The sequence below is a fragment of the Sinorhizobium sp. B11 genome, from assembly GCA_039725955.1.
Lineage (GTDB): Bacteria > Pseudomonadota > Alphaproteobacteria > Rhizobiales > Rhizobiaceae > Rhizobium.
Genome location: CP091033.1, coordinates 86,503 through 104,925, shown reverse-complemented (window position 1 = coordinate 104,925; position 18,423 = coordinate 86,503). Strand labels below are relative to the sequence as shown.

Below are 18,423 nucleotides of genomic sequence, written 5' to 3'. Positions count from 1 at the left end.
CCATCGGCCGGCATTCCGGCTGCGACGTTTTGGATTGACGCAAGATAGCCTATTTAACTATCTTATAATAGTTAGTATAATCAGCCACGCTGAAGGTATTCACCGAAAGGACGGTTCACCAATGGCCGTAAACTCATCAATTTCAAATCTCGATGCCCAGATTGAGAAACTCCGAGAACGTAGACGTTTTCTGATAGTTAAATCCGCCGAACGCTTCGCCAGAGCCGCCACGAAGTCCGGGCTGGCGCAGATGGAGATCGCAGACGAGGAGGTGGATCGGATCTTCGAAGAGATCGCCGCCCGATTTCGCAAAGAGGGGAAAAAGGCCTTGCCTGGCGCGCCTACTCAGGCACGTCGATCAACGGTTGGTGCGGCTGGAACGCCGGAGGCTATCTTGCATGACAACTGACTTGAAGCATGAAGCACGGGTGAAATTTCTGCTTGGCGGCATTGTCGTCAAGGCGGGTCTGGCGAGAGCCGACCGGGCGTTTCTGCTCGGCGGCCTGCGCGAACTGGCGCGCGTCGCCATCGGATCGCCCCAACATCGGCGGCTGCGCGAGATCGGCAAAGAAGCGTTCAAGGCGTCTTCGCCCAAGGATCGGATTGCGCCCACCGAGGAGATACTGGAATGGCAGTAAGGGAAAAATTGCATCCGGCGTTGCTGCTCTTCTTTGTGCCGATCGCTGTCACGGCCGTCGCCGTCTACATCATCGAGTGGCGATGGACGGGACTGGCTAGCAGCATGTCGGGCAAGACCGAATACTGGTTCCTGCGTGCCGCGCCGTTGCCGGCGCTTTTGTTTGGACCACTCGGGGGGCTCCTGACTGTCTGGGCATCCCCGAAACATCGCCGACGGCCAGTCGCCGGGACAAGCCTGTTGTGCTTCTTGGGTGTCGTCGGCTTCTATGGGCTGCGAGAATATGGACGGCTTGCCCCGTTCGTCCAGCACGGCGTCGTCACCTGGAACGTCGCTCTGTCCTTCCTCGATATCGTCGTGTTGATCGGCGCGCTCGCCGGCTTCATCGCCGTGGCCGCCTCCGCCCGGTTCTCCACAGTCATTCCCGAACAGGTGAAACGCGCGCGGCGCGCGACGTTTGGCGACGCCGACTGGCTTTCGATGGGGGCAGCCGGAAAACTGTTTCCGCCCGACGGCGAAATCGTGATTGGCGAGCGTTATCGCGTCGATAAGGAAATTGTTCACGAGTTAACTTTCGATCCGGACGATTCCTCGACCTGGGGACAAGGCGGCAGGGCTCCCTTGCTGACATACCGGCAAAATTTCGATTCCACTCATATGCTGTTCTTTGCGGGATCCGGCGGATACAAGACAACCAGCAATGTCGTCCCGACGGCTTTGCGCTACAGCGGGCCACTGATCTGCCTTGACCCTTCGACCGAGGTCGCACCGATGGTCGTCGAACATCGCACTAACGTTCTAAAGCGTGAGGTGATGGTTCTCGATCCGACGAACCCGATTATGGGCTTCAATGTGCTCGACGGCATTGAGACATCGGAGCATAAGGAAGAAGACATCGTTGGCATTGCTCACATGCTGTTGTCGGAAAGCGTACGTTCTGAGAGTTCCACGGCCTCGTATTTCCTAAGCCAGGCGCACAATCTACTAACCGGCCTGCTCGCGCACGTCATGCTGTCGCCGGATTATGCCGGCCGGCGAAATCTGCGCAGCCTTCGGCAGATCGTCTCGGAGCCTGAGCCGTCCGTGCTGGCGATGCTTCGCGACATTCAGGAAAATTCCGGATCGGCATTCATTCGCGAAACCTTAGGCGTGTTCACCAACATGACTGAACAGACATTCTCCGGCGTCTATTCGACGGCGTCAAAGGACACCCAATGGCTCTCGCTCGACGGTTATGCCGCACTCGTTTGCGGCAACGCCTTTAAGACGAGTGACATTGCCATCGGACGAAAAGATGTTTTTCTCAATATCCCTGCCGCGCTCCTGCGCTCCTATCCAGGGATTGGTCGCGTGATCATTGGTGCGTTGATAAATGCAATGATGCAGGCTGACGGTGCGTTCAAGCGTCGCGCGCTCTTCATGCTCGATGAGGTCGATCTGCTCGGTTATATGCGCGTTCTGGAGGAGGCACGTGATCGCGGGCGGAAATACGGGATCTCGCTGATGCTGATGTACCAGTCTGTGGGTCAACTGGAACGACATTTCGGCAGGGACGGCGCAACCTCCTGGATCGATGGTTGCGCGTTTGCCTCCTATGCGGCGATCAAGGCGCTCGACACAGCGCGAAATGTCTCGGCGCAGTGTGGTGAAATGACCGTGGAGGTGAAGGGAAGCTCGCGAAATCTCGGCTGGACTACCAACAGTGGGGCGTCGCGGAAGTCGGAGAACGTCAGTTTCCAACGTCGACCGCTGATCATGCCGCACGAAATTACGCAGTCGATGCGCAAGGACGAGCAGATCATCATCGTGCAGGGGTATAGCCCGATCCGATGCGGTCGCGCGATCTACTTCCGGCGGAAGGATATGGGTGCCGCTGCGAACGCCAACCGGTTCGTAGGAAATTGACCCTAAGCATCAGGTGAATCGAGTGGTCACGAGAGAGACTCGTGCGGCAATAACCTGCGACCGCTTTCGGCGGAGACACAGGGTGCGTCGAGCGGTTACGCCGCCGTCAGCCATCCCGGTCGGCCAAATCGGCCGACCTTCCTCTTCCGCAGAGGAAATGAGCTGCCTCATGGCAGCTCCTGCTCCGTGGCGTGTTCGGCAAGTTCGGCCCTCAGCGCTTCCACTTGCGCCTCGATCTCACGACGCTCCTTCGCAGTGGGAGCTTCCCTGGCCTCCAGCCGCAGCTCCTCAATGTTCCGGGCAAGGTTATAGTGATGGTCGTCCGTCATCGTCGTCATCTCCTTGTTGATGTGAAAGATGACGCCCGGGTTGTGAGGATCGTGTCGGGTCAAGGTTCGCAACGCGACCGCCGGAGGCGGCGCGCGGAGGTGCCGATTTTGTCGGAGTGGCGTAAAACGTCACAGCGGCAAAATTGGAGGCGCCGCGTGACCTTGACGCGGCGCGAGCCCCTCACGGTAGACTTGATCTTCTGAGCAGACAGACTTTCGTCTCGTTTGGCACAGTGGGAGGAAGGAAAGGGGCTCGACGCCACTTGCCTTCCCATCACAGCTCGGCAAAGCCTGCGAAGCCGGCCCCGATCGCTCGGGGCCGGCTGCTTATTGCTCAGTCTGGATTGTTCCAGAGGATCACCTTCTTACTCGGATCACCGCCAGGAGCCTGTGCGAGGTTTCCGAAGATCACGCCGATCTCGGGGGCCTCCAGCTTCAGCGAGAGATATTCCTCGCCGGTCTGGCGGGCGATCCGGTTCCAGCCTGCACCGATCTCGAAACCGGTCCGGCGATGGATGACGCGGAAGTCGGGCGCTTCCTCGCTTGCCTTCTGTGCGTTTGGGATGATGGCGATCGGGGCGTTGACCCGGATGGTGGCAAAGATGCCTTCGAGACTGCCGTCGGTCTTTTGTGTCAGGGTTGCGATCGTGGTGGCCATGGTTTTGTCTCCTTCGGTTGCTCGGGACCATTCCCGATGGCGCACGAAGAGACGCCCGACCTGCTGAGGTCAGCTCGGCTGAAAATTCTGCAAAATTGTATTTTCCGCCAGAACAAGGGAGCCGAAATAGAATTTTGCAGAATTTTCGGGCGAGTCTTACCCCTTCAGGGGTTGGCCACAAAAGCAGGCGGTCGTCTATACGAGCGACCCATAACGGGACTGGCCCTCAGCGACCGAAGGACCTGGCAACCGTTTTGGCTGCCCGATCAAGCGCTGTGCAGCACCCCGCATGGCTCAAAACACGTCTTCGCCACCGTCCGGGCGACGCCTTGGCCTCGGCCCGCCGTCACCATTGCAAGCTCAGAGAACCACCACCCCTGCCATCCCTCGTCGGACCGGTTTCGAGATCGTCCATGCGACCAGTTGCCCACTACCGCACAGCGATCCGAAGCGAAGCTGTGCGTGCCGGCTGATGGATGCCTGATCTTCCCAACCCGCCGATACGGCACTCGGTCACCGACGCCGGAGCCATCCGTTAGGGACACCCGCGAAGGGGAAGCGCCCTCGCCTGAGATATCCGGGGACGGTTTCGCCGGCGTCCTGGCCGACCTTCGCCGAGGACGTACGCAACGTGGACCCGGTCCGGCAGCGGATGCGCCCGAGCGGGCGCGGCGCATCCAATTGCTTCTTAAGGGATGCATGGATCAAGCAGCCATATCCCAACCCCACTTTGCCAAAACCAAATCGCGCCGGCGAGGCCGCGTTGGAATGCATCTTCACGATCACGCAGAGCGCCACGACCTGCGAAGCGCATATCGACCGCAACCTGACCAATCAGCAGGCAGAGGACGGGATCGGGTGGCCGGCCGGTGCAAATCTTCGGTTGAGCGGGATCCGGCCCATCCACGAATGCCGCGTAGGAAAGCGTCACCTTCACCCCGGCGAAGGCCCTCAAGGATGCGCTGAAGATAGTCCCTGTCTAGAGACAGCGCGGGAGATGGCGACCAAGATACGATGGCGCTCACGCGCCATCGCCTCCGAAGCGCCAGACTGGAATACCCAGCCGGCGGGCTTTGTCCGCGAGATTGCCAGTGATGCCGGAGCCGGGAAAGACGATGACGCCACTCGGCATAACTGACAGCATATCGTCGTTGCGGCGGAACGGGGCTGCCTTCGCATGTTTCGTCCAGTTTGGCTTAAAGGTGATCTGCGTCACCTTGCGCGCCTCCGCCCAGCACGCCGCGATGCGCTCAGCACCTTTCGGCGATCCGCCATGCAGCAGCACCATGTCGTGGAATTTTGCGCGGGCGCGATCGAGAGTGCCCCATATCGCCTCGTGATCGTTGTAGTCCATGCCGCCGCCGAAGGCGATCTTCGTGCCGGCTGGGATCAATACTGTGTTTTCGGCGTGCTGACGGGCAGAGACAAAATCTCTGGAGTCGATTATCGCCGCGGTCATGTTGGCGTGGTTGACCTTGGAGCCGGTGCGCGGCCGCCACGCCGAGCCGGTTTCAGCCTCGAAGAGGTCGGCTGCAAAGTCGCGCATGAATTCGAACGCGTTGCGCCGTTCGAGAAGCGTGATGCCTTCGGCGACCTGACGCTCAAGCTCCACGCTTTTCACTTCCGAACCGTCCTGTTCGCGCTGACCGGCGTGCTGCGCATCCTCATTGCGTTGAAGTTCGCGCTGGATACGCTCGCCGGCGCGGTGGAAAAGGTTGACCGTGGACCAGAGAAGATCTTCGAGATCAGGCTCCAGCCGTGTTTCGGCGAGCATTTCGAACACGGCGTCGAATATCGTGGTCAACGCTGACTGGACGATCGACTCCTCGGGCAGCGGCCGCGGATCCGGCTCGTCCTGGAATGGGCGATAGCCGTAGATCTGCATCTCGTAGATAAAGCGGTAGGTCGGGGAGGATGCCTGGTCGGGTTCGAAGGCGTCGCCGATGGGAAATGTTAGGTCCATGATTGTCTCCGTCAGTTTCGGCCGCGCCTCTCGCGGCCTGACGGCGATCCCTGTGCAGGCGGTGGGCGGACCGGAACCGCGAGCGAAGCGGAGCGGCCCAGCGTCAGCGCCGGGCGGCTGAAGGGAAGGATTCTTGGAACCGCGAGGAGCGCTGGCTCCGCATCGGCTCGAAAATCCGGAACCGGATTTCGGGCCCATCGAAAGAAAGGGCCGGCGCGGGGAAGAAACCTGACCAACCCGCTGAAGGCCCGCCAACTGCCTGGTAAGGGTCGCCTACTGGCAGGCCCGCAGGCGCGCGTCACCAGACGGAGATTGTCGCGAAACCGGCGGTTCCACCACGCCGCTACCGCACCGTCCTCCACTCACGCCCGCCTCACGCGGACAGAAGCGCCTGCTCGTCCTCCGGTCCGAGTTGTGCGCGGGATTTACGAGGAGCCGATCAGGTCCAAGCCGGCGCCGATCCTCGAACGCGCCGAGTTCCAACGTCAAGACAAGCGGCAGGATGCCAAGCATCTGGGCGCTCTGGCTCAGTCCCTTTATTCCCTGCCGGCTGGTCCTATCCGCGTCGGCGGCGACATGGAGGCAAAGACCGGTTGGCAGCTAGAACGCGGCAAGTTGATTGGTGGTCACCCCCGAGACCATTGGCATGCCAGGCCTCACGTGTTGCGGAGATGCTTTCGAGCCCGTCGCCGGCGGCCATCGCCGAAGCGCAAGCATGGAGCGGAAAGCGGGACTGCTTCGTTGCCGCGCAACGCTAGGGGATCGTCGACCACAAGACAAATTTGGTCGCGCCAAAAAAGGGATCGACTGCCTTGGCGCGTGCTTGCGTCCTGTTGGAGCCGCCACCTCTCCACCCCGCTGTTTCCATCGTCTTTCCTTCGTAATCTCGCGATTGGGGCAGAAACTCTCGCCTTACGTATCGCAACCGCATCTGGCGGCTTTACTGTCTTATTTACGGTAGTAAAATGGTTGTCGTATAGCCTCAATAGCGGACCTGGGGAGAACAAAGATGCGCAGATTTACGATCGGTGGCCGGGTGCTTGATGAAGCGACGCCTGGATTGCAGGCATCCCTCGCACAGGCCTACGAGCAACGGCTGCGGCCGATGTGCATGTGCAATGAGCGGCGAGCGCCAATGTACATCGCGCGTGTTGAAGACCACTATTTCATCAAGCGGATGCCGTTATCGGGGCGCGATCATGATCCTGTCTGCCCCTCTTACGATCCCCCCTACGAGCTTTCTGGCCTTGGGCCACTGATCGGCGGCGCGATCCAGATCGCCGCGAACGGCAAAGCCGATCTAAAGCTGGACTTCTCGCTTACGAAGCGTGGGCGCCGCGCCGCAGCCGGCCAGCTGTCAGAAGCGCCTGAGCATGGCATCCGCAACGAACCACGGAAATTGTCGCTGCGGGCAATGCTGCACTATCTATGGGAGGCAGGCGAATTGACCGAATGGCGTTCAGCCTGGTCAGGCAAGCGCGGCTGGGGTCGCGTGCGGGCAAATCTTCTCAGTGCTGCCGCGCAGATGACCGCAAGAGGCAGCAGCCTGGGAGACATGCTCTTCGTACCGGAAGTGTTTCACCCCGAGGACAAGGACGCGATCGCCGTCCGGCGCGCTACGGCGCTCAAGGGCGTACAGGCTATCGACTCCGGTCCACGTAAGCTGATGATGATCGTGGCCGAAGTGAAAGAGTTCTCTGCCGCTCGCGAGGGCCAAAGGATCGTCGTGCGGCATATGCCCTTTCCGCTGATGATCGAGGAGAGCGCATGGCGACGGCTCGCCGTGCGCCATGAAACAGAGCTCGAACTGTGGCGCTCCAATGAGGTGTTCCATCTGATTGTCATCGCCACGTTTGGCATTTCAGCCGCCGGTATTGCAGCAGGCGAAGAGATCGCGCTGATGGTGGTCAACGAGCACTGGCTGCCATTTGAGAATATTCATGAGCTGCGGCTTCTGGAAAAGGTGAGCCACCTCAAGCGAAAGAGTGTCAAAGGCTTGCGTTTCAACCTGCCGCAAGATGCGCCGATCGTGTCGGTGACATTGCCGGAGCAGAAGCCGGCCCCCGTGGCGATGTTCATCGTGCCGGCGAGCGCCAGTGAGGATTATGAACAGGCGCTTGCGGACATGATCAACGCGAAGCCCGAGATTACGCCCTGGGTCTGGCGGGTCGCCGACGGCGAAATCCCCCGCCTGCCCTAGTCGCAATGATCATGCGGTTGAGGGAGCCTTCACCTTCTCGGCGATCTCTCCACACAATGGGGATAGGATGCCTCGCCTCCGGAGATGCCGGTCATGCCAATCGCCATGATTGTGGTCGCACATTATTTTTCCAAATCGCACGCATCCCGGTAATAGATTTCCGTCACGCGAAACTGTCCGTCAATTCGCTTGCACTGGACGATCACGTCAATGGCAAGCATCAGCATCTCGCGGATGTCGTGCCGGTCGAGGTCTCCGCCCCTCTCCGATTCCTTGATGAGCAATGTTAACTGCTCTAAGGCGAGGCGGGCGGAGCCAGCATGGACCGTCGTGATCGATCCAGGATGCCCAGAATTTACATTTCTAATGTAATAGAAGGCCGTCCCATCGCGCAGTTCCTGCAGCAGGATCCGGTCGGGCCGCATGCGCAGGCAGGATTCGAGTAGATCCTTGGCACCGATTTTGGACGTTCCCTGGCCACCTTTGGAATAGAAAAGCCGCACGTGGTTTGGGTGCGGGATCACCAGTTCTGGTGTGTCCTCAATGGAAATGACGCGCTCGCTCTCAGGGATGTAACGGATCAGCGCTTTGCATAACGTCGTCTTGCCCGAACCGGTAGCACCTGAAATGATGATGTTTTTTCGCGCCAGCACGGCCTCTCTAAGGAATTGCTTATAGGCTCCGTTCCGATAGAGTTCCGATAGCTCTTCAACCGACTGGTCCGTTTTCCCGGCTCGCGCGACATCCGCAAACAGCCCTCGAAAATCGAGGTCATCGAGATTGAGCGTGACGGAAGAGGGCTTACGAATGGTGAGGCTGACAGTCCCCCTCGTGGTCGCTGGTGGAATTACGATCTGGATACGCTCGTCGTCGGGCAAGGCCGCTGACAGGATCGGGTGGGTTTCATCGATCGACTGATTCGAGAAGCTTGCGATCACTCGCGCGAGCCGCATCAGTCTCTCGTAGGAGAGCACGGGTATTTCGTGGGCCTGCCATCCGTCCGCCCCCTCGGTGACGACCTTGCCCGGCTCATTGACGATGACTTCATAGAGTGAATCGTCCTGAAGAAACCGGGACAGCGGCAGGAGTAGCTCTCGCACAACACCTGAGTCCGCGGCTTCAGTCATCGCGTCCTCTACTTCGTGACCAAGTTTGAGCCCAAGCGGAAATCGCCCAGCACGGCACGGTCGTAGATACGGTTGCGAGGTTCGGTGACGCGGAGCCGGTAGACGGTTGAGAAGTCGAGATCGCGCGCCACAAAGATAGAAACGAGTTCGCCCTGTACCTTCTCGAGCGTCGGCGGAATATTGATGGACTGCTCCACTGCGATCGCGGCGGCCTGCTGCCCCGCGTCCGTTGTATTCTGTGCCTCGACATTGCTGTCCTGCAATCGACCGTTCGCGTATGAACTGGCATCGGCGACGATGGATAACAGGATGGCGCTCCCGAACCGCTCCCACCAGTGCGTGTCGACGTAGCCGTCTACGCCGCCTCGTCCAAGCGGGTCGGTTGCCGGAGAGGCGAGTGTTATGATCACGCCCTTCGGCGTCTTTGCCCGGGTCCAGAGCACGAAGAGCCGCTTTTGCCCGCGGCGAAGACCGCCGCGATATTCCCCGACAACCTGCGTACCCTTTTCCATCAGCACGACACGACCGTTGTCCGACAGGACATCGCGGTTAATGAGACAACTAGTGAAGCCGGGCTGGACAGAGGACAACGCCGTTTCCAGCACGCATGAGATTGACGTCCCCATCGCGACGATGAAGTCACGGTTTCCGAGCGTGCCAGCGCGTGCCCCCTGCAACTGTGTCGGTGCCATCATCCGGTTGAACCTTTGCTCCTCGTTCTCCGTCTGCCCGGCAAGACTGGTTGGCTCGGTCCCGAGCGAAACGTACTTGGAGTCTAGGTCGGTAGTGGCACCGTCCTCCTGCCGCCTGCCGGTTGGCGTTTTCTCGGCACCATAGGCCATGACCGGCGCGCGACGTGCGGCGTCGAGCAGCTCGTCACCATCAGTTGGCACCATTTCGGTGAGGACTGGTGTTGGGAGTTGGACCTCGGTTGGCGTCGTCACCGGTTGCACCGGCTCCTTAGCCGGTTCGAAATCCGTCGTCTGGCGGATGACGACCCGCTCCGGCACGCCATCCGCCGGGGTATTGTTTGCGCGCATAGTCCACAGAGCGAAGGCGACAAAGGCAACGATCGCCACGGCGACCACGCCACGTTTCAAAACCGGATTGTTGTCGCGCCGGCGGCCGGTCGACGTCTCGGCGCGCTCGCCGGGAATCTGGGTGATTTCTTCCTCGGCCATGCCACCTCCTATTGCGCTTCGCCAGACGCCGTCTTGACAACGCGCTCGACTGACGGTGACGTCGTGTTCGTTTCTGGGTTGATGCCAACGCGGTCGTAGGCCTCGCTGAAGACGCAATGTACGTCGCCGCCGCGACGCAGAATGAACTTACGGCTGATCGCGTGGACTATCACAAGATTGCCAGCGACGGATTTCGGGACTAGGCTTTCGGAACCATCGGAGTTCTCGACGTAAATCGCCGGCATTTCCTGGTTTCCGACAAAGGCGAAGGTCGTGACTTTTCCATTATCGTAGACCGCTTGCGGCTCTAGCGCCCCGCTACCCTGAGCGGAGTAGCGCCAGTTTCGTGGACCATACGCCTCATGCAGCGCAAGAACGCGATCTGCGTCGCCGGCTTGTTTCGCTTGCGCGCGCGCGGCGGCGTTGAGCCGGCGCCGCTCGGCCTCGTCGGCCGGGTAGCGATACTTAACGTAGAAATAGGTGTTCTGTCCGGCCTCCACGGTGCCATCGCGAACGGTCAGTTCCATCTGATAACTGCGGGTCGAGCCGTCCCGTCTGGTCGTCACGACCGAAATATTGGTCACCGGCTGGTTTTCGCGTGGCTTGAGAAAAAGGATATTTCCCGCTGGCGCGACTTCCCATGCCACACTGTTGCCAAGCGCGACATGGGCGATCTCCTCATCGGCGGCAAACTCGATCTGCACCGACGACCTCAGCGTCCCGACAATTTTCGTGATGTTATAGGGCTGGTAATCGACGAAGCGGATGCGACTGTCCTGCGACGACCCGCGCGGGATGTCGAGAGCGAAGGCGGACGACGACAGCCCAGCGGCAAGAGCCAACAGCATGAAAAAACGAGAATTCAATTGATTGCCTCCGCATCGGCGCGATAGTCGCTGACGACGAAACCCAGAGGGTTGACCAGCCGATCAGTGGACGACATCGGAGCGTTAACGTAGGAAAAGGTGAGCGTTGCCACCCAATGCGTGGTGCGCACTTCCTCACCGCGCGTGACCGTGCGCATATAGCGGACTGATGCCACCTTCGCGTTGATCAGCGAGATCGAGACGACGTTGATCCGCGATGTCGCGCTTCGGCCATAGATATTCTGCGGGGAATCCGGATTGCTGCCGCGGTACGTGGCGGCGAAACGAGTCTGCTCAGGCTGCGTCGACAGGAGTGCCACGGTCCGGAAGTTGTCTTCCGCCTCGCTTGACACAAAGCCTTCGCGAGAGCGAACATATTTGGCCGCGAAATACTTCGTCACCGCCTCGTCATAGGTGCCGGCAGTCGAGGTCAGTGCGGAAACCACATCAACGATGCCCGTCGACTTGTCGACGCGCACGACGAAGGGTTCGACCGTCTTTAATGGCGTGAGCCCGGCGATGGCGAAGACGGAGACGGCGGCGATGATGCTGGCGCAAGTCGCAACGAACCACGCGATGCGGGCGGAGCGCTCGACCTGGATCAACCGGTCCTGATCGAACCGGCGAGCCTTCTCGAAATAGCTTTTAAGACTGTCAGTGTTCACCATGTCATTGGGCCTCGCAGGGTCGATATGAGCCGGCGACATCGAACTGTGCAAAGGCGGCGGGCGTCACAGAGGCGGGTTCCTCCACCAGGGAGGCAGCCCTGCTTGTCGGCTCGGTGCCGGCCCCGGTGGTCGACTGATTGCTGTCGCCCTCCCATTGCCACATCGACCGGTTCAACGGGCGCCGGGAATAGCCGTCACATTTGGGAAGAGGGTGGATGATCGATCCGCAGCCTACGAGGCTTGCGGTCAGGAAAAGCAACAGAAGCACACGGGGCATTCAGAAATACCTGTCCAGTTTCTGATATCGAGTCAGTCATTCCGTCCGGTTCGGGGTGAGCCGGCGGCCGACGGCGCGGGTTCCGCGGCCGATGGCCATGACGGTGTGCGAGGCAGACCAGGCGAGTGTGCTTTCATGCGCGTCTCGTGCTGCACCATAGCCGTAGGTCAGGGATGCGCCGCCGGCGGCGAGAGCCGACGCGATCCCGGGCAATTGATAAAAGACGTAGAGAGCGGCGATGCAGATGGCGCAAAGCGCGATCGGCCGCATCAGCACGTCGCTGTAACCCTCGATGGCGGTAAAGGTCGTGTCGATGCAGGTGATGAGCAGCGAGCCGATCGCAACGACCAAGACCTGGAGGATCACAAAATTCGCAAGCTGACCGATCCAGGATTCGGTAAAGCGGCGTGTCGATTGAAACATGGCGAGCGCGATGAAGATCGGACCGATCGCCAGCACGATGGCGAGCGCCAGTCGCGCATAGAGCGAGACGATGTAGCCGATGGCCGCCACAAGGAAACTCGCGCCGATTACCAGCATTCCACCGACACCAGTCACAATATCGACCGGCCATGAGCCGCGCGACCAGATCTCGTAAGCGCATTTTTGCCCCTTATCAAGCAGACTATCGAAGGTCGATGCGCTCGGCGCCGTCCCAGAGTTCAGCGCCTGCGATAACTCACGCGGTAGCGCGTCGAAGAAGATATTCGTCACATAAGTCTGATAGTCGCTGGCGTTCCTCACCAGCATGACGATGATCGCAAGCTTCATTGCGCGAAAGGCGAATTCAAGGATCGGTTCCTGCAGGGAGCCGCGCAGCACGAGGTAGCCGTAGAGCACGACATACAGTGTCAGCGCCGCTGTCAGTGGACCGCTAGCCCAATTGGCAATGTTCGAAGTGCCGGAAGAAATGAAGTTCTCGAGCGGTGCCTTGAACTGGCCGTCGACGAAGCTGAACACCTCATACATCAGCCAGCCTCCGAGCGACTTGCGGATGCGCTCGAAAGGCAGTTTGCCGTCGGCCGCCTTGGCGCTTCGGCGGTCGGGCGTGTCGCACAGCTGTGTTGCCCCATTCTGCGATAATTCTTGTCATCGGCGCGGGATCGGCTACCAGCTCAGCGATGGTATGGATCTTTACCGCTTCCGAAGAGCATGAAGGCAGGAAAAACGCCCGCGCGACTAAAGCCACCATATTCATTTAAGCGCAGCTCCCATTGTGTCCATACGCTGGCGCCAGTCTTCGGCCTTGCGTTGGTCGGCGACCTGGACTTGAGCCTGCTGGACCATCCGTAGTCCTTGCATGCGCAGCACATCGCTCTGCAGGAAGGCGGTTTCCGCCTGCAGGCGGGCCTGCAGATCGGCGATGTCCTTGGCGTCGGCGGCGCTCGAAATCTTCTGGCGTAGCTGGTCAATGCCATCGATGCGCTTGGTGGCAGCATCATAGATCTGCTGGCCCAGGCTCATCTGCCCCGCGTTTTGGTTCTGCATGCGGGAAAGCTCCTGAGCGTAGAAATCGTTCGCGCTGGTGCGATAGGTCGAATTGCCCTGGAGGAATTTCGATGCGGATTCGCTGAAGACGCCGCTTAACGATCCCTTGAACAAGCTTTCGATGGCATAGAAGTCTTGAGGGAGCGCCTTGCGGATCGATGGATCGTTCAGGACGGTGGCGACATCGGCCATGTTGGTGATCTTGTTGAGTGAGCTATAAAGCTGCTGTGCCTCGGAAATCTGCTGGTTCAGCGCATCGAGCTGGGACTTGAGCTGGGTGATGCTCTCAATCTGTTTGGCAATTGAAGTCTCGTCGATGACGGGAATGCCCTGAGCTCGCGCGGTAATGACTGATGCAAGCAACGCCGCCGTCAATAGAACGTGGCAAGTCATCTCTTTGCGGATCATGCTCTTCTCCTTCGCTCCTGAAACACGGACAGCCAGTCTTCATGTCTTTCGCCGAGCTCGGCGCGGATTGAGTCGGCGAGTTCTACATTTGCCGTTCGGCCCGACAGGATCGCCAGCTCGTCGTCGAAGCCATTGAGGTTGAGCTCCGCAACGACGCTGTTGTGCCCCTGCTTGACGATGAAGCGCCGGCTTTCCACCGATAGTTCGCGGGCGATCAGCTCGAACTCCCGATCCGTCAGCTTAAACCCGTCGACATAGTCGACGCGGTCACCGCGCGGATTGGGCAGGAAGACCTGCGTCGGGCATTGCTCGATAATGGTGTGGGCGATCGGCGAGACAATGGCGTCGCGCGGGCTCTGAGTCGCAAACAGCAGAAGACCGTTCTGCTTGCGGATCGTCTTCAGTTTGTTCTGCGCAAGATCACGGAAGCCCTCATCCTGCAATGCCTTCCAGAACTCATCGATGACGATGATGATCCGGCGCCCGTCGATCAGCTGCTCGATCCGATAGAACAGGTAGGCCATCAGGGGCGTGCGGATTTCCTCGTTGTCGAGGAAGTTCGTCATGTCGTAGCCGATAAACTTGGCGCCGATACCGATGTCGTCCAAATCGTTGTCGAAGACCCAGCCGAGCGGCCCTCCCCTTTCCCACCGGCGCAGCCGCGAAGCAATACCTTCGGGATCAGTGTTGTTCATGAAGGTCCGCAGAGCGCCGATGGAGCGGCGCTCGACGGGAAGGTCCGCCAGACCTTCGACGGCTGCGGTGATGTCGCGCAGCTCGGTGACACCCCATTCCCGCGTCGCCGCTCCCACCAGCTTGGCGATCCAGCGCGTGAGAAAAATCTTGTTCTCGGCCGTCAGCTCTAGCGCCTTCAGCGGTGCGCAACCGGTAGACAGGCCGTTGCGGAGCGACAGATAAGTACCGCCAGCGGCGCGAACAAACAAATCGGCCCCCCGGTCCTTGTCGAAGAACACTACGTAGGGATCATGCTTCTCGAGCTGAGAGAGCATGAAGTTAAGGAGAACGGTCTTGCCGGTGCCCGACGGTCCGCAGACAAAGGTGTTCCCAAGGTCACTGTAGTGAAAGTTGAAGTAGAATGGCGAGCCCGAAGCCGTCTTCAGCATGGCGACCGCCGGTCCCCATTCGTTTCCATCCCTTTGCCCAGTTGGGTAGGAATGGTAGGGAGAAAGCCCTGCAAAATTGCGGGAGGTGATCGCGCCCGATCGCGCGCGATAGCGAAGATTGCCTGGCAGTTGCGCCCACCAGGCAGCCTCGAGACCGAGATCCTCGCGAGCAACGACAGCGCCGCCACTCGTCAGATACACTCTCGCCTTCGCCATATGTTCGGTCAGTTCTCTAACCGATGGCGCGAAGACCGTCAGACCAAGGTGATGCTCGCCAATGACAAAACGGTTGGATTCGAGGTCGTCCATGGCCTCGCCGAGTTCGTCGATTTGGGAGGCCGCCTTGTCGCCAGCGCTGACCATCTGGTTTTGCTTGCGGCCCATGATCGTGCGGGCCTCAGCTTTAGATGTAAACGCGAAGGATTGCGTCAGCATGAGCTCGAAGGGGGCGGTTAGGATGCCGTCGAGCATTCCGCATCTCGTGGTCGCCGGATATTCCTTCAAGCCAAACATGCCGGCATAGCGGGTGTCGGCCTCATGGCGGATCTCGACTGTCTCCCGACCGAACAAGACACGGTCGGAATAGATCGCCGACGAAATGCGCCCCTCGGTCAAAGGTACGCGCTCGCGACGCCCGCCGACGAGCTGGTGCAAAAACTCGCTCGGCTCGGAGAATAGGATGCCGCCGTGCTCATAAAGCGATAGGGTGCGCGGCGAAAAGCGTTCCAGACCGGCGGTGACATCCAGGACCTTGTCGCGCAGGTGCGTTAGTGCTGTCTCGTCGGGTTCGACGCCGGACCGGCGCGCCTTGCGCAGGCGCGACAGGAGACTGGCGGCTTTTTCCGCAGGATCGCGATTGGGGTGCCAAACAAGCGTGAGATATAGGTCGTTGCGGAACAGGTCCTCCCGCAGCATTCGCTCGCAATACTTTGCATTGAGGCCGCTGGAGAAGCGGTTGATAAACTGCCCTCCGGGGTAATCGTTGTCGCGCCGACGGATGACATGTGTCCAAAGCGCCAGCCGTTCGTCGGCGATGTTGCGATAGAGCGTGTTCAGACTTCGATGCAGCCCGTCGAGATCAAGGATATCGGCAGTTTCGAAGGAGACGCCTTCAACGACAAGAACGGTCATCAATGCGCGGGAATCAAGGACGACAGTTGATTCGTCGATGTGGCGCACATACGGAATGAAGGTCTCCGGGCCCAGCTCGCGGGCGCGCAATTTTGTGATATTAGGCAAGGCCGAGATCCCTTTCGTCATAGCGCCGAATAACCCTCAGCGGCGAGAGCGTTGCGCCACCCCAATAGAAGGCGTTGCGTGTGCGGCCTCGGGTCTCAATCCAGGCGATCAGAATGCGGAACATATTGTGGTCGTGTTTGACAAGCCCCCGGAAGATCACGTGGAAGACAATGCCGACAAACGCGTAAGCGATCGACCCAGCGGTGATGTAGAGAATGGTCGTCAGCATGATGTTGAGGCCCATCGCCTCCATGGTCACGCCGGCGATCATCGCCGGACGCGTGCACGCCAGGAAAAGCGTGTTCTGTTCAAGGGTGGGAACGCTAGCCATTGGTCGTCAGCCGCCCACGATGGTGTTGACGAGCTCGGTGGCGCCGAAAATGCCGCCAATGCCGATAATCCAGAAGCCAGCCCGGCGTAGGTCCATATAGCCGAACATCCAGGCGATGCTGATGATGATCACCGCGATCACCGCCAGGAGTTTGGCAATATTGCCCGTGAGCATCGTGACGATGTTTTGCAGCACGGTCTCGATGCCCGCCGACTGCGCAAAGGCTGGCTCGACGAGACATGTGACGATGGCAAGCGCGATGATGGCGGCGGTCACAAGCGGGCGGACATGGGTTTTGGAAATCATTCGTGTTACTCCGATCGGCCATGTTGGAAAACAAGGATCGAAGAGCGCCGACGGGAGCTGAACACGTCCCATGATGCGGGCACTTCGGCTTGGAAGATTTGATTTGCAGGAGGCTCGGCCATTTGCTCGCGGGTTCGGCCGGGGGGGGCGTCTTCCGCGTCCGTTCCGGCGATGATCACCGATGTGAGGGTTTTGGAAAGCCGCTTCGCCTCTTTTCGGACCTGCTCGTCGTATTTAACCATGGCGCCGACCGTCGGATCGTCTCGACCGTAGTAAGACTGCAGCATGACATTTTCTGCCTGCGCGGGATCGGCGCCGGCACGCACCGCCAGCCGATAATAGCCGTCAAGGAGGGTCGCGGTGGCCTTCAGGTTCAGGCAGGGGTCGAAGGCGTCCGAAACGGAGAGGTTGAGCTCGTTCAGCTCTTCTATTCCGATACCTCCAAGTCCGATCTGGATATACTGATGATCGCGCATCAGGGACGTGGCCATCTCGATCGCCTCCGCCTTGCTTGCAGGCTGCGAAGATAGCGGCTCATCGCTATTGATGCGGATATTGAACGGACGAAACCTGCTCTCGAGACTGACGACGCCCGCCAGGGTTTCGACCTGAACCATTGGCGCGCAACTCTGCGCGATCTCGGAGAAGCCGGCCGCCATGGATCAGTACCACACGCGCTGCTGACCGACGCCATCGATGGTCACGTCGATATAGTGCGGCTGCGGCCGCACGTTCGGGCGCTCTATCGGATAGCCCATGCATCGACGTTGGCGGCCTTCGCGCCGCCACCGTGACGACAACACCGAGCCGCTCGCCCTGTCGTCGTCGCTGCGATTTTCGGAGCAAAACGAACTGTTCACACGCTGAAGAGAGGTCGAGACACAGGTTGCCTCCTGACCTCGCGGCCCGTAGCTGGCCGACAATCGATAGCCCGCATCGCAATAATAGGGTTCGTAGCCGGGGTGCGAGCTCCGAAAGCCGACACCGCTGCACGTTGGAAACGAGCGCCCTTTCGCAAGCTCATTCCAGAGTTTCTGGATCGGTGGCCGGCATGCCGCATATTGGGTTGACCCCGCTGGATTGGAAAGGCACAGGATAACCTGACATCCCCAACCATCAGCCCGCGCATAGCTCCTGGAAATCAAGTAGGGTGGCAACATGAACGAGATCGAAAGCAGGATATTCAGCAGAAGGCATTTCATGGACTTGACCCTCCGAGACGATGGCGGCCTTCTGAGGAAGCAACTTTCAGCTCCAGAGACGCCCTCTTAACTGACGAATATAACACAGTTAAATGACATGACAAGAGCGCTTAAGACACAGTTGCACAACCTTGCCTTCTCAGGACTCATCCTCCATGAGATCCTTGACCATCCGCTTGAGGACGAGACCCCCCAGGCACGGCTGAAGGAGATCGGCATGATGACGATCCTCTACACGATGACCCAGGCTCACCAGAAGTTAACTCTATCAAACATCATGGAAATTACCGAATTGACGCGGAGTGGAGCAAAGGAGACGGTCGATCTCCTCGTTAGGCGGGGAATGCTCACGGAAACGATGGTGAAAAATTCCATGGGCCGCGGGACAGCCCGTCAATTCGAGATTTCCGACGGAATTCGCAATAAGCTGAGCGCTTTTGGAAGCACTTAGTGTCTGCCAAGACTGTGATGCTTCCTCGGCAGTTAACATGACCGAGAATAAACCGCTTTCGGG

Annotated in this window: 20 protein-coding genes and 1 pseudogene; 5 read left to right on the top strand and 16 right to left on the bottom strand. The window is 59.5% G+C overall.

What is annotated here, in order from left to right; all coding sequences use genetic code 11:
- Positions 1–121 precede the first annotated feature (121 nt).
- The 3 genes from LVY75_00530 to traG are packed head-to-tail and all read left to right on the top strand — an operon-like array spanning position 122 to position 2,542.
- Positions 122–409, top strand: coding sequence for a TraC family protein (locus LVY75_00530; protein XAZ20486.1), 288 nt, complete (start codon positions 122–124; stop codon positions 407–409).
- Entirely contained in the window at positions 399–638 is a 240-nt protein-coding gene (locus LVY75_00525) for a conjugal transfer protein TraD (protein ID XAZ20485.1), read from the top strand. Before LVY75_00530 ends, LVY75_00525 begins: the two co-directional genes overlap by 11 nt.
- Complete coding sequence (gene traG, locus LVY75_00520; protein XAZ20484.1) at positions 629–2,542, top strand: Ti-type conjugative transfer system protein TraG; 1,914 nt, start codon at positions 629–631, stop codon at positions 2,540–2,542. Before LVY75_00525 ends, traG begins: the two co-directional genes overlap by 10 nt.
- Positions 2,543–2,709: 167 nt before the next feature.
- On the opposite strand, the gene LVY75_00515 is transcribed toward traG, so the two are convergent.
- The 4 genes and pseudogenes from LVY75_00515 to LVY75_00500 all read right to left on the bottom strand — a co-directional run bounded on the left by LVY75_00515 (position 2,710) and on the right by LVY75_00500 (position 6,192).
- Positions 2,710–2,871: a hypothetical protein gene (locus LVY75_00515; protein XAZ20483.1), complete on the bottom strand. Its 162-nt coding sequence runs from the start codon at positions 2,869–2,871 to the stop codon at positions 2,710–2,712.
- Positions 2,872–3,205: 334 nt separating this feature from the next.
- Complete coding sequence (locus tag LVY75_00510; GenBank protein XAZ20482.1) at positions 3,206–3,529, bottom strand: DUF736 family protein; 324 nt, start codon at positions 3,527–3,529, stop codon at positions 3,206–3,208.
- Between the two features lie 1,021 nt (positions 3,530–4,550).
- A complete protein-coding gene (locus tag LVY75_00505; protein XAZ20481.1) occupies positions 4,551–5,492 on the bottom strand; it encodes a DUF2493 domain-containing protein in 942 nt (313 codons plus the stop codon).
- 373 nt (positions 5,493–5,865) lie between these two features.
- Positions 5,866–6,192, bottom strand: a pseudogene (locus tag LVY75_00500) (DNA primase).
- Positions 6,193–6,501: 309 nt separating this feature from the next.
- On the opposite strand from LVY75_00500, the gene LVY75_00495 reads away from it, so the two are divergent.
- Entirely contained in the window at positions 6,502–7,692 is a 1,191-nt protein-coding gene (locus LVY75_00495) for a DUF1173 domain-containing protein (protein XAZ20480.1), read from the top strand.
- A 122-nt stretch (positions 7,693–7,814) separates the two neighbouring features.
- On the opposite strand, the gene virB11 is transcribed toward LVY75_00495, so the two are convergent.
- The 12 genes from virB11 to LVY75_00435 form a co-directional block, all read right to left on the bottom strand.
- Positions 7,815–8,819 carry a P-type DNA transfer ATPase VirB11 gene (virB11, locus tag LVY75_00490; protein ID XAZ20479.1) on the bottom strand — a complete coding sequence of 335 codons (1,005 nt, stop codon included), beginning with the start codon at positions 8,817–8,819 and terminating at the stop codon, positions 7,815–7,817.
- 8 nt (positions 8,820–8,827) lie between these two features.
- Positions 8,828–10,000: a type IV secretion system protein VirB10 gene (gene virB10, locus LVY75_00485; GenBank protein XAZ20478.1), complete on the bottom strand. Its 1,173-nt coding sequence runs from the start codon at positions 9,998–10,000 to the stop codon at positions 8,828–8,830.
- An 8-nt stretch (positions 10,001–10,008) separates the two neighbouring features.
- Positions 10,009–10,848, bottom strand: a complete 840-nt coding sequence (virB9, locus tag LVY75_00480; protein XAZ20477.1) for a P-type conjugative transfer protein VirB9 — start codon at positions 10,846–10,848, stop codon at positions 10,009–10,011.
- Between the two features lie 14 nt (positions 10,849–10,862).
- Positions 10,863–11,534: a virB8 family protein gene (locus LVY75_00475; protein ID XAZ20476.1), complete on the bottom strand. Its 672-nt coding sequence runs from the start codon at positions 11,532–11,534 to the stop codon at positions 10,863–10,865.
- Between the two features lies 1 nt (position 11,535).
- On the bottom strand, positions 11,536–11,811 hold the full coding sequence (locus LVY75_00470) for a hypothetical protein (protein ID XAZ20475.1): 276 nt from the start codon (positions 11,809–11,811) through the stop codon (positions 11,536–11,538).
- Positions 11,812–11,847: 36 nt separating this feature from the next.
- Positions 11,848–12,780 carry a type IV secretion system protein gene (locus LVY75_00465; GenBank protein XAZ20474.1) on the bottom strand — a complete coding sequence of 311 codons (933 nt, stop codon included), beginning with the start codon at positions 12,778–12,780 and terminating at the stop codon, positions 11,848–11,850.
- Between the two features lie 225 nt (positions 12,781–13,005).
- Entirely contained in the window at positions 13,006–13,692 is a 687-nt protein-coding gene (gene virB5 / locus LVY75_00460; protein XAZ21385.1) for a P-type DNA transfer protein VirB5, read from the bottom strand.
- 11 nt (positions 13,693–13,703) lie between these two features.
- On the bottom strand, positions 13,704–16,070 hold the full coding sequence (locus LVY75_00455) for a VirB4 family type IV secretion system protein (GenBank protein XAZ20473.1): 2,367 nt from the start codon (positions 16,068–16,070) through the stop codon (positions 13,704–13,706).
- Entirely contained in the window at positions 16,063–16,401 is a 339-nt protein-coding gene (locus LVY75_00450; GenBank protein ID XAZ20472.1) for a type IV secretion system protein VirB3, read from the bottom strand. The genes LVY75_00455 and LVY75_00450 overlap by 8 nt, the downstream gene beginning before the upstream one ends.
- Before the next feature lie 6 nt (positions 16,402–16,407).
- Positions 16,408–16,707: a TrbC/VirB2 family protein gene (locus LVY75_00445; protein XAZ20471.1), complete on the bottom strand. Its 300-nt coding sequence runs from the start codon at positions 16,705–16,707 to the stop codon at positions 16,408–16,410.
- 5 nt (positions 16,708–16,712) lie between these two features.
- Complete coding sequence (locus LVY75_00440; protein ID XAZ20470.1) at positions 16,713–17,366, bottom strand: transglycosylase SLT domain-containing protein; 654 nt, start codon at positions 17,364–17,366, stop codon at positions 16,713–16,715.
- A gap of 3 nt (positions 17,367–17,369) precedes the next feature.
- Complete coding sequence (locus tag LVY75_00435) at positions 17,370–17,909, bottom strand: hypothetical protein (protein XAZ20469.1); 540 nt, start codon at positions 17,907–17,909, stop codon at positions 17,370–17,372.
- 97 nt (positions 17,910–18,006) lie between these two features.
- On the opposite strand from LVY75_00435, the gene LVY75_00430 reads away from it, so the two are divergent.
- A complete protein-coding gene (locus LVY75_00430) occupies positions 18,007–18,360 on the top strand; it encodes a MarR family transcriptional regulator (GenBank protein ID XAZ20468.1) in 354 nt (117 codons plus the stop codon).
- Positions 18,361–18,423: the final 63 nt, after the last annotated feature.

Excerpts from the sequence above, each read along its gene's own strand:
- LVY75_00530 (XAZ20486.1), top strand. The coding sequence starts at position 122 with ATGGCCGTAAACTCATCAATTTCAAATCTCGATGCCCAGATTGAGAAA.
- LVY75_00525 (XAZ20485.1), top strand. The coding sequence starts at position 399 with ATGACAACTGACTTGAAGCATGAAGCACGGGTGAAATTTCTGCTTGGC.
- traG (XAZ20484.1), top strand. The coding sequence starts at position 629 with ATGGCAGTAAGGGAAAAATTGCATCCGGCGTTGCTGCTCTTCTTTGTG.
- LVY75_00515 (XAZ20483.1), bottom strand. The coding sequence starts at position 2,871 with ATGACGGACGACCATCACTATAACCTTGCCCGGAACATTGAGGAGCTG.
- LVY75_00510 (XAZ20482.1), bottom strand. The coding sequence starts at position 3,529 with ATGGCCACCACGATCGCAACCCTGACACAAAAGACCGACGGCAGTCTC.
- LVY75_00505 (XAZ20481.1), bottom strand. The coding sequence starts at position 5,492 with ATGGACCTAACATTTCCCATCGGCGACGCCTTCGAACCCGACCAGGCA.
- LVY75_00495 (XAZ20480.1), top strand. The coding sequence starts at position 6,502 with ATGCGCAGATTTACGATCGGTGGCCGGGTGCTTGATGAAGCGACGCCT.
- virB11 (XAZ20479.1), bottom strand. The coding sequence starts at position 8,819 with ATGACTGAAGCCGCGGACTCAGGTGTTGTGCGAGAGCTACTCCTGCCG.
- virB10 (XAZ20478.1), bottom strand. The coding sequence starts at position 10,000 with ATGGCCGAGGAAGAAATCACCCAGATTCCCGGCGAGCGCGCCGAGACG.
- virB9 (XAZ20477.1), bottom strand. The coding sequence starts at position 10,848 with ATGCTGTTGGCTCTTGCCGCTGGGCTGTCGTCGTCCGCCTTCGCTCTC.
- LVY75_00475 (XAZ20476.1), bottom strand. The coding sequence starts at position 11,534 with ATGGTGAACACTGACAGTCTTAAAAGCTATTTCGAGAAGGCTCGCCGG.
- LVY75_00470 (XAZ20475.1), bottom strand. The coding sequence starts at position 11,811 with ATGCCCCGTGTGCTTCTGTTGCTTTTCCTGACCGCAAGCCTCGTAGGC.
- LVY75_00465 (XAZ20474.1), bottom strand. The coding sequence starts at position 12,780 with ATGTATGAGGTGTTCAGCTTCGTCGACGGCCAGTTCAAGGCACCGCTC.
- virB5 (XAZ21385.1), bottom strand. The coding sequence starts at position 13,692 with ATGACTTGCCACGTTCTATTGACGGCGGCGTTGCTTGCATCAGTCATT.
- LVY75_00450 (XAZ20472.1), bottom strand. The coding sequence starts at position 16,401 with ATGGCTAGCGTTCCCACCCTTGAACAGAACACGCTTTTCCTGGCGTGC.
- LVY75_00445 (XAZ20471.1), bottom strand. The coding sequence starts at position 16,707 with ATGATTTCCAAAACCCATGTCCGCCCGCTTGTGACCGCCGCCATCATC.
- LVY75_00440 (XAZ20470.1), bottom strand. The coding sequence starts at position 17,366 with ATGGCGGCCGGCTTCTCCGAGATCGCGCAGAGTTGCGCGCCAATGGTT.
- LVY75_00435 (XAZ20469.1), bottom strand. The coding sequence starts at position 17,909 with ATGAAATGCCTTCTGCTGAATATCCTGCTTTCGATCTCGTTCATGTTG.
- LVY75_00430 (XAZ20468.1), top strand. The coding sequence starts at position 18,007 with ATGACAAGAGCGCTTAAGACACAGTTGCACAACCTTGCCTTCTCAGGA.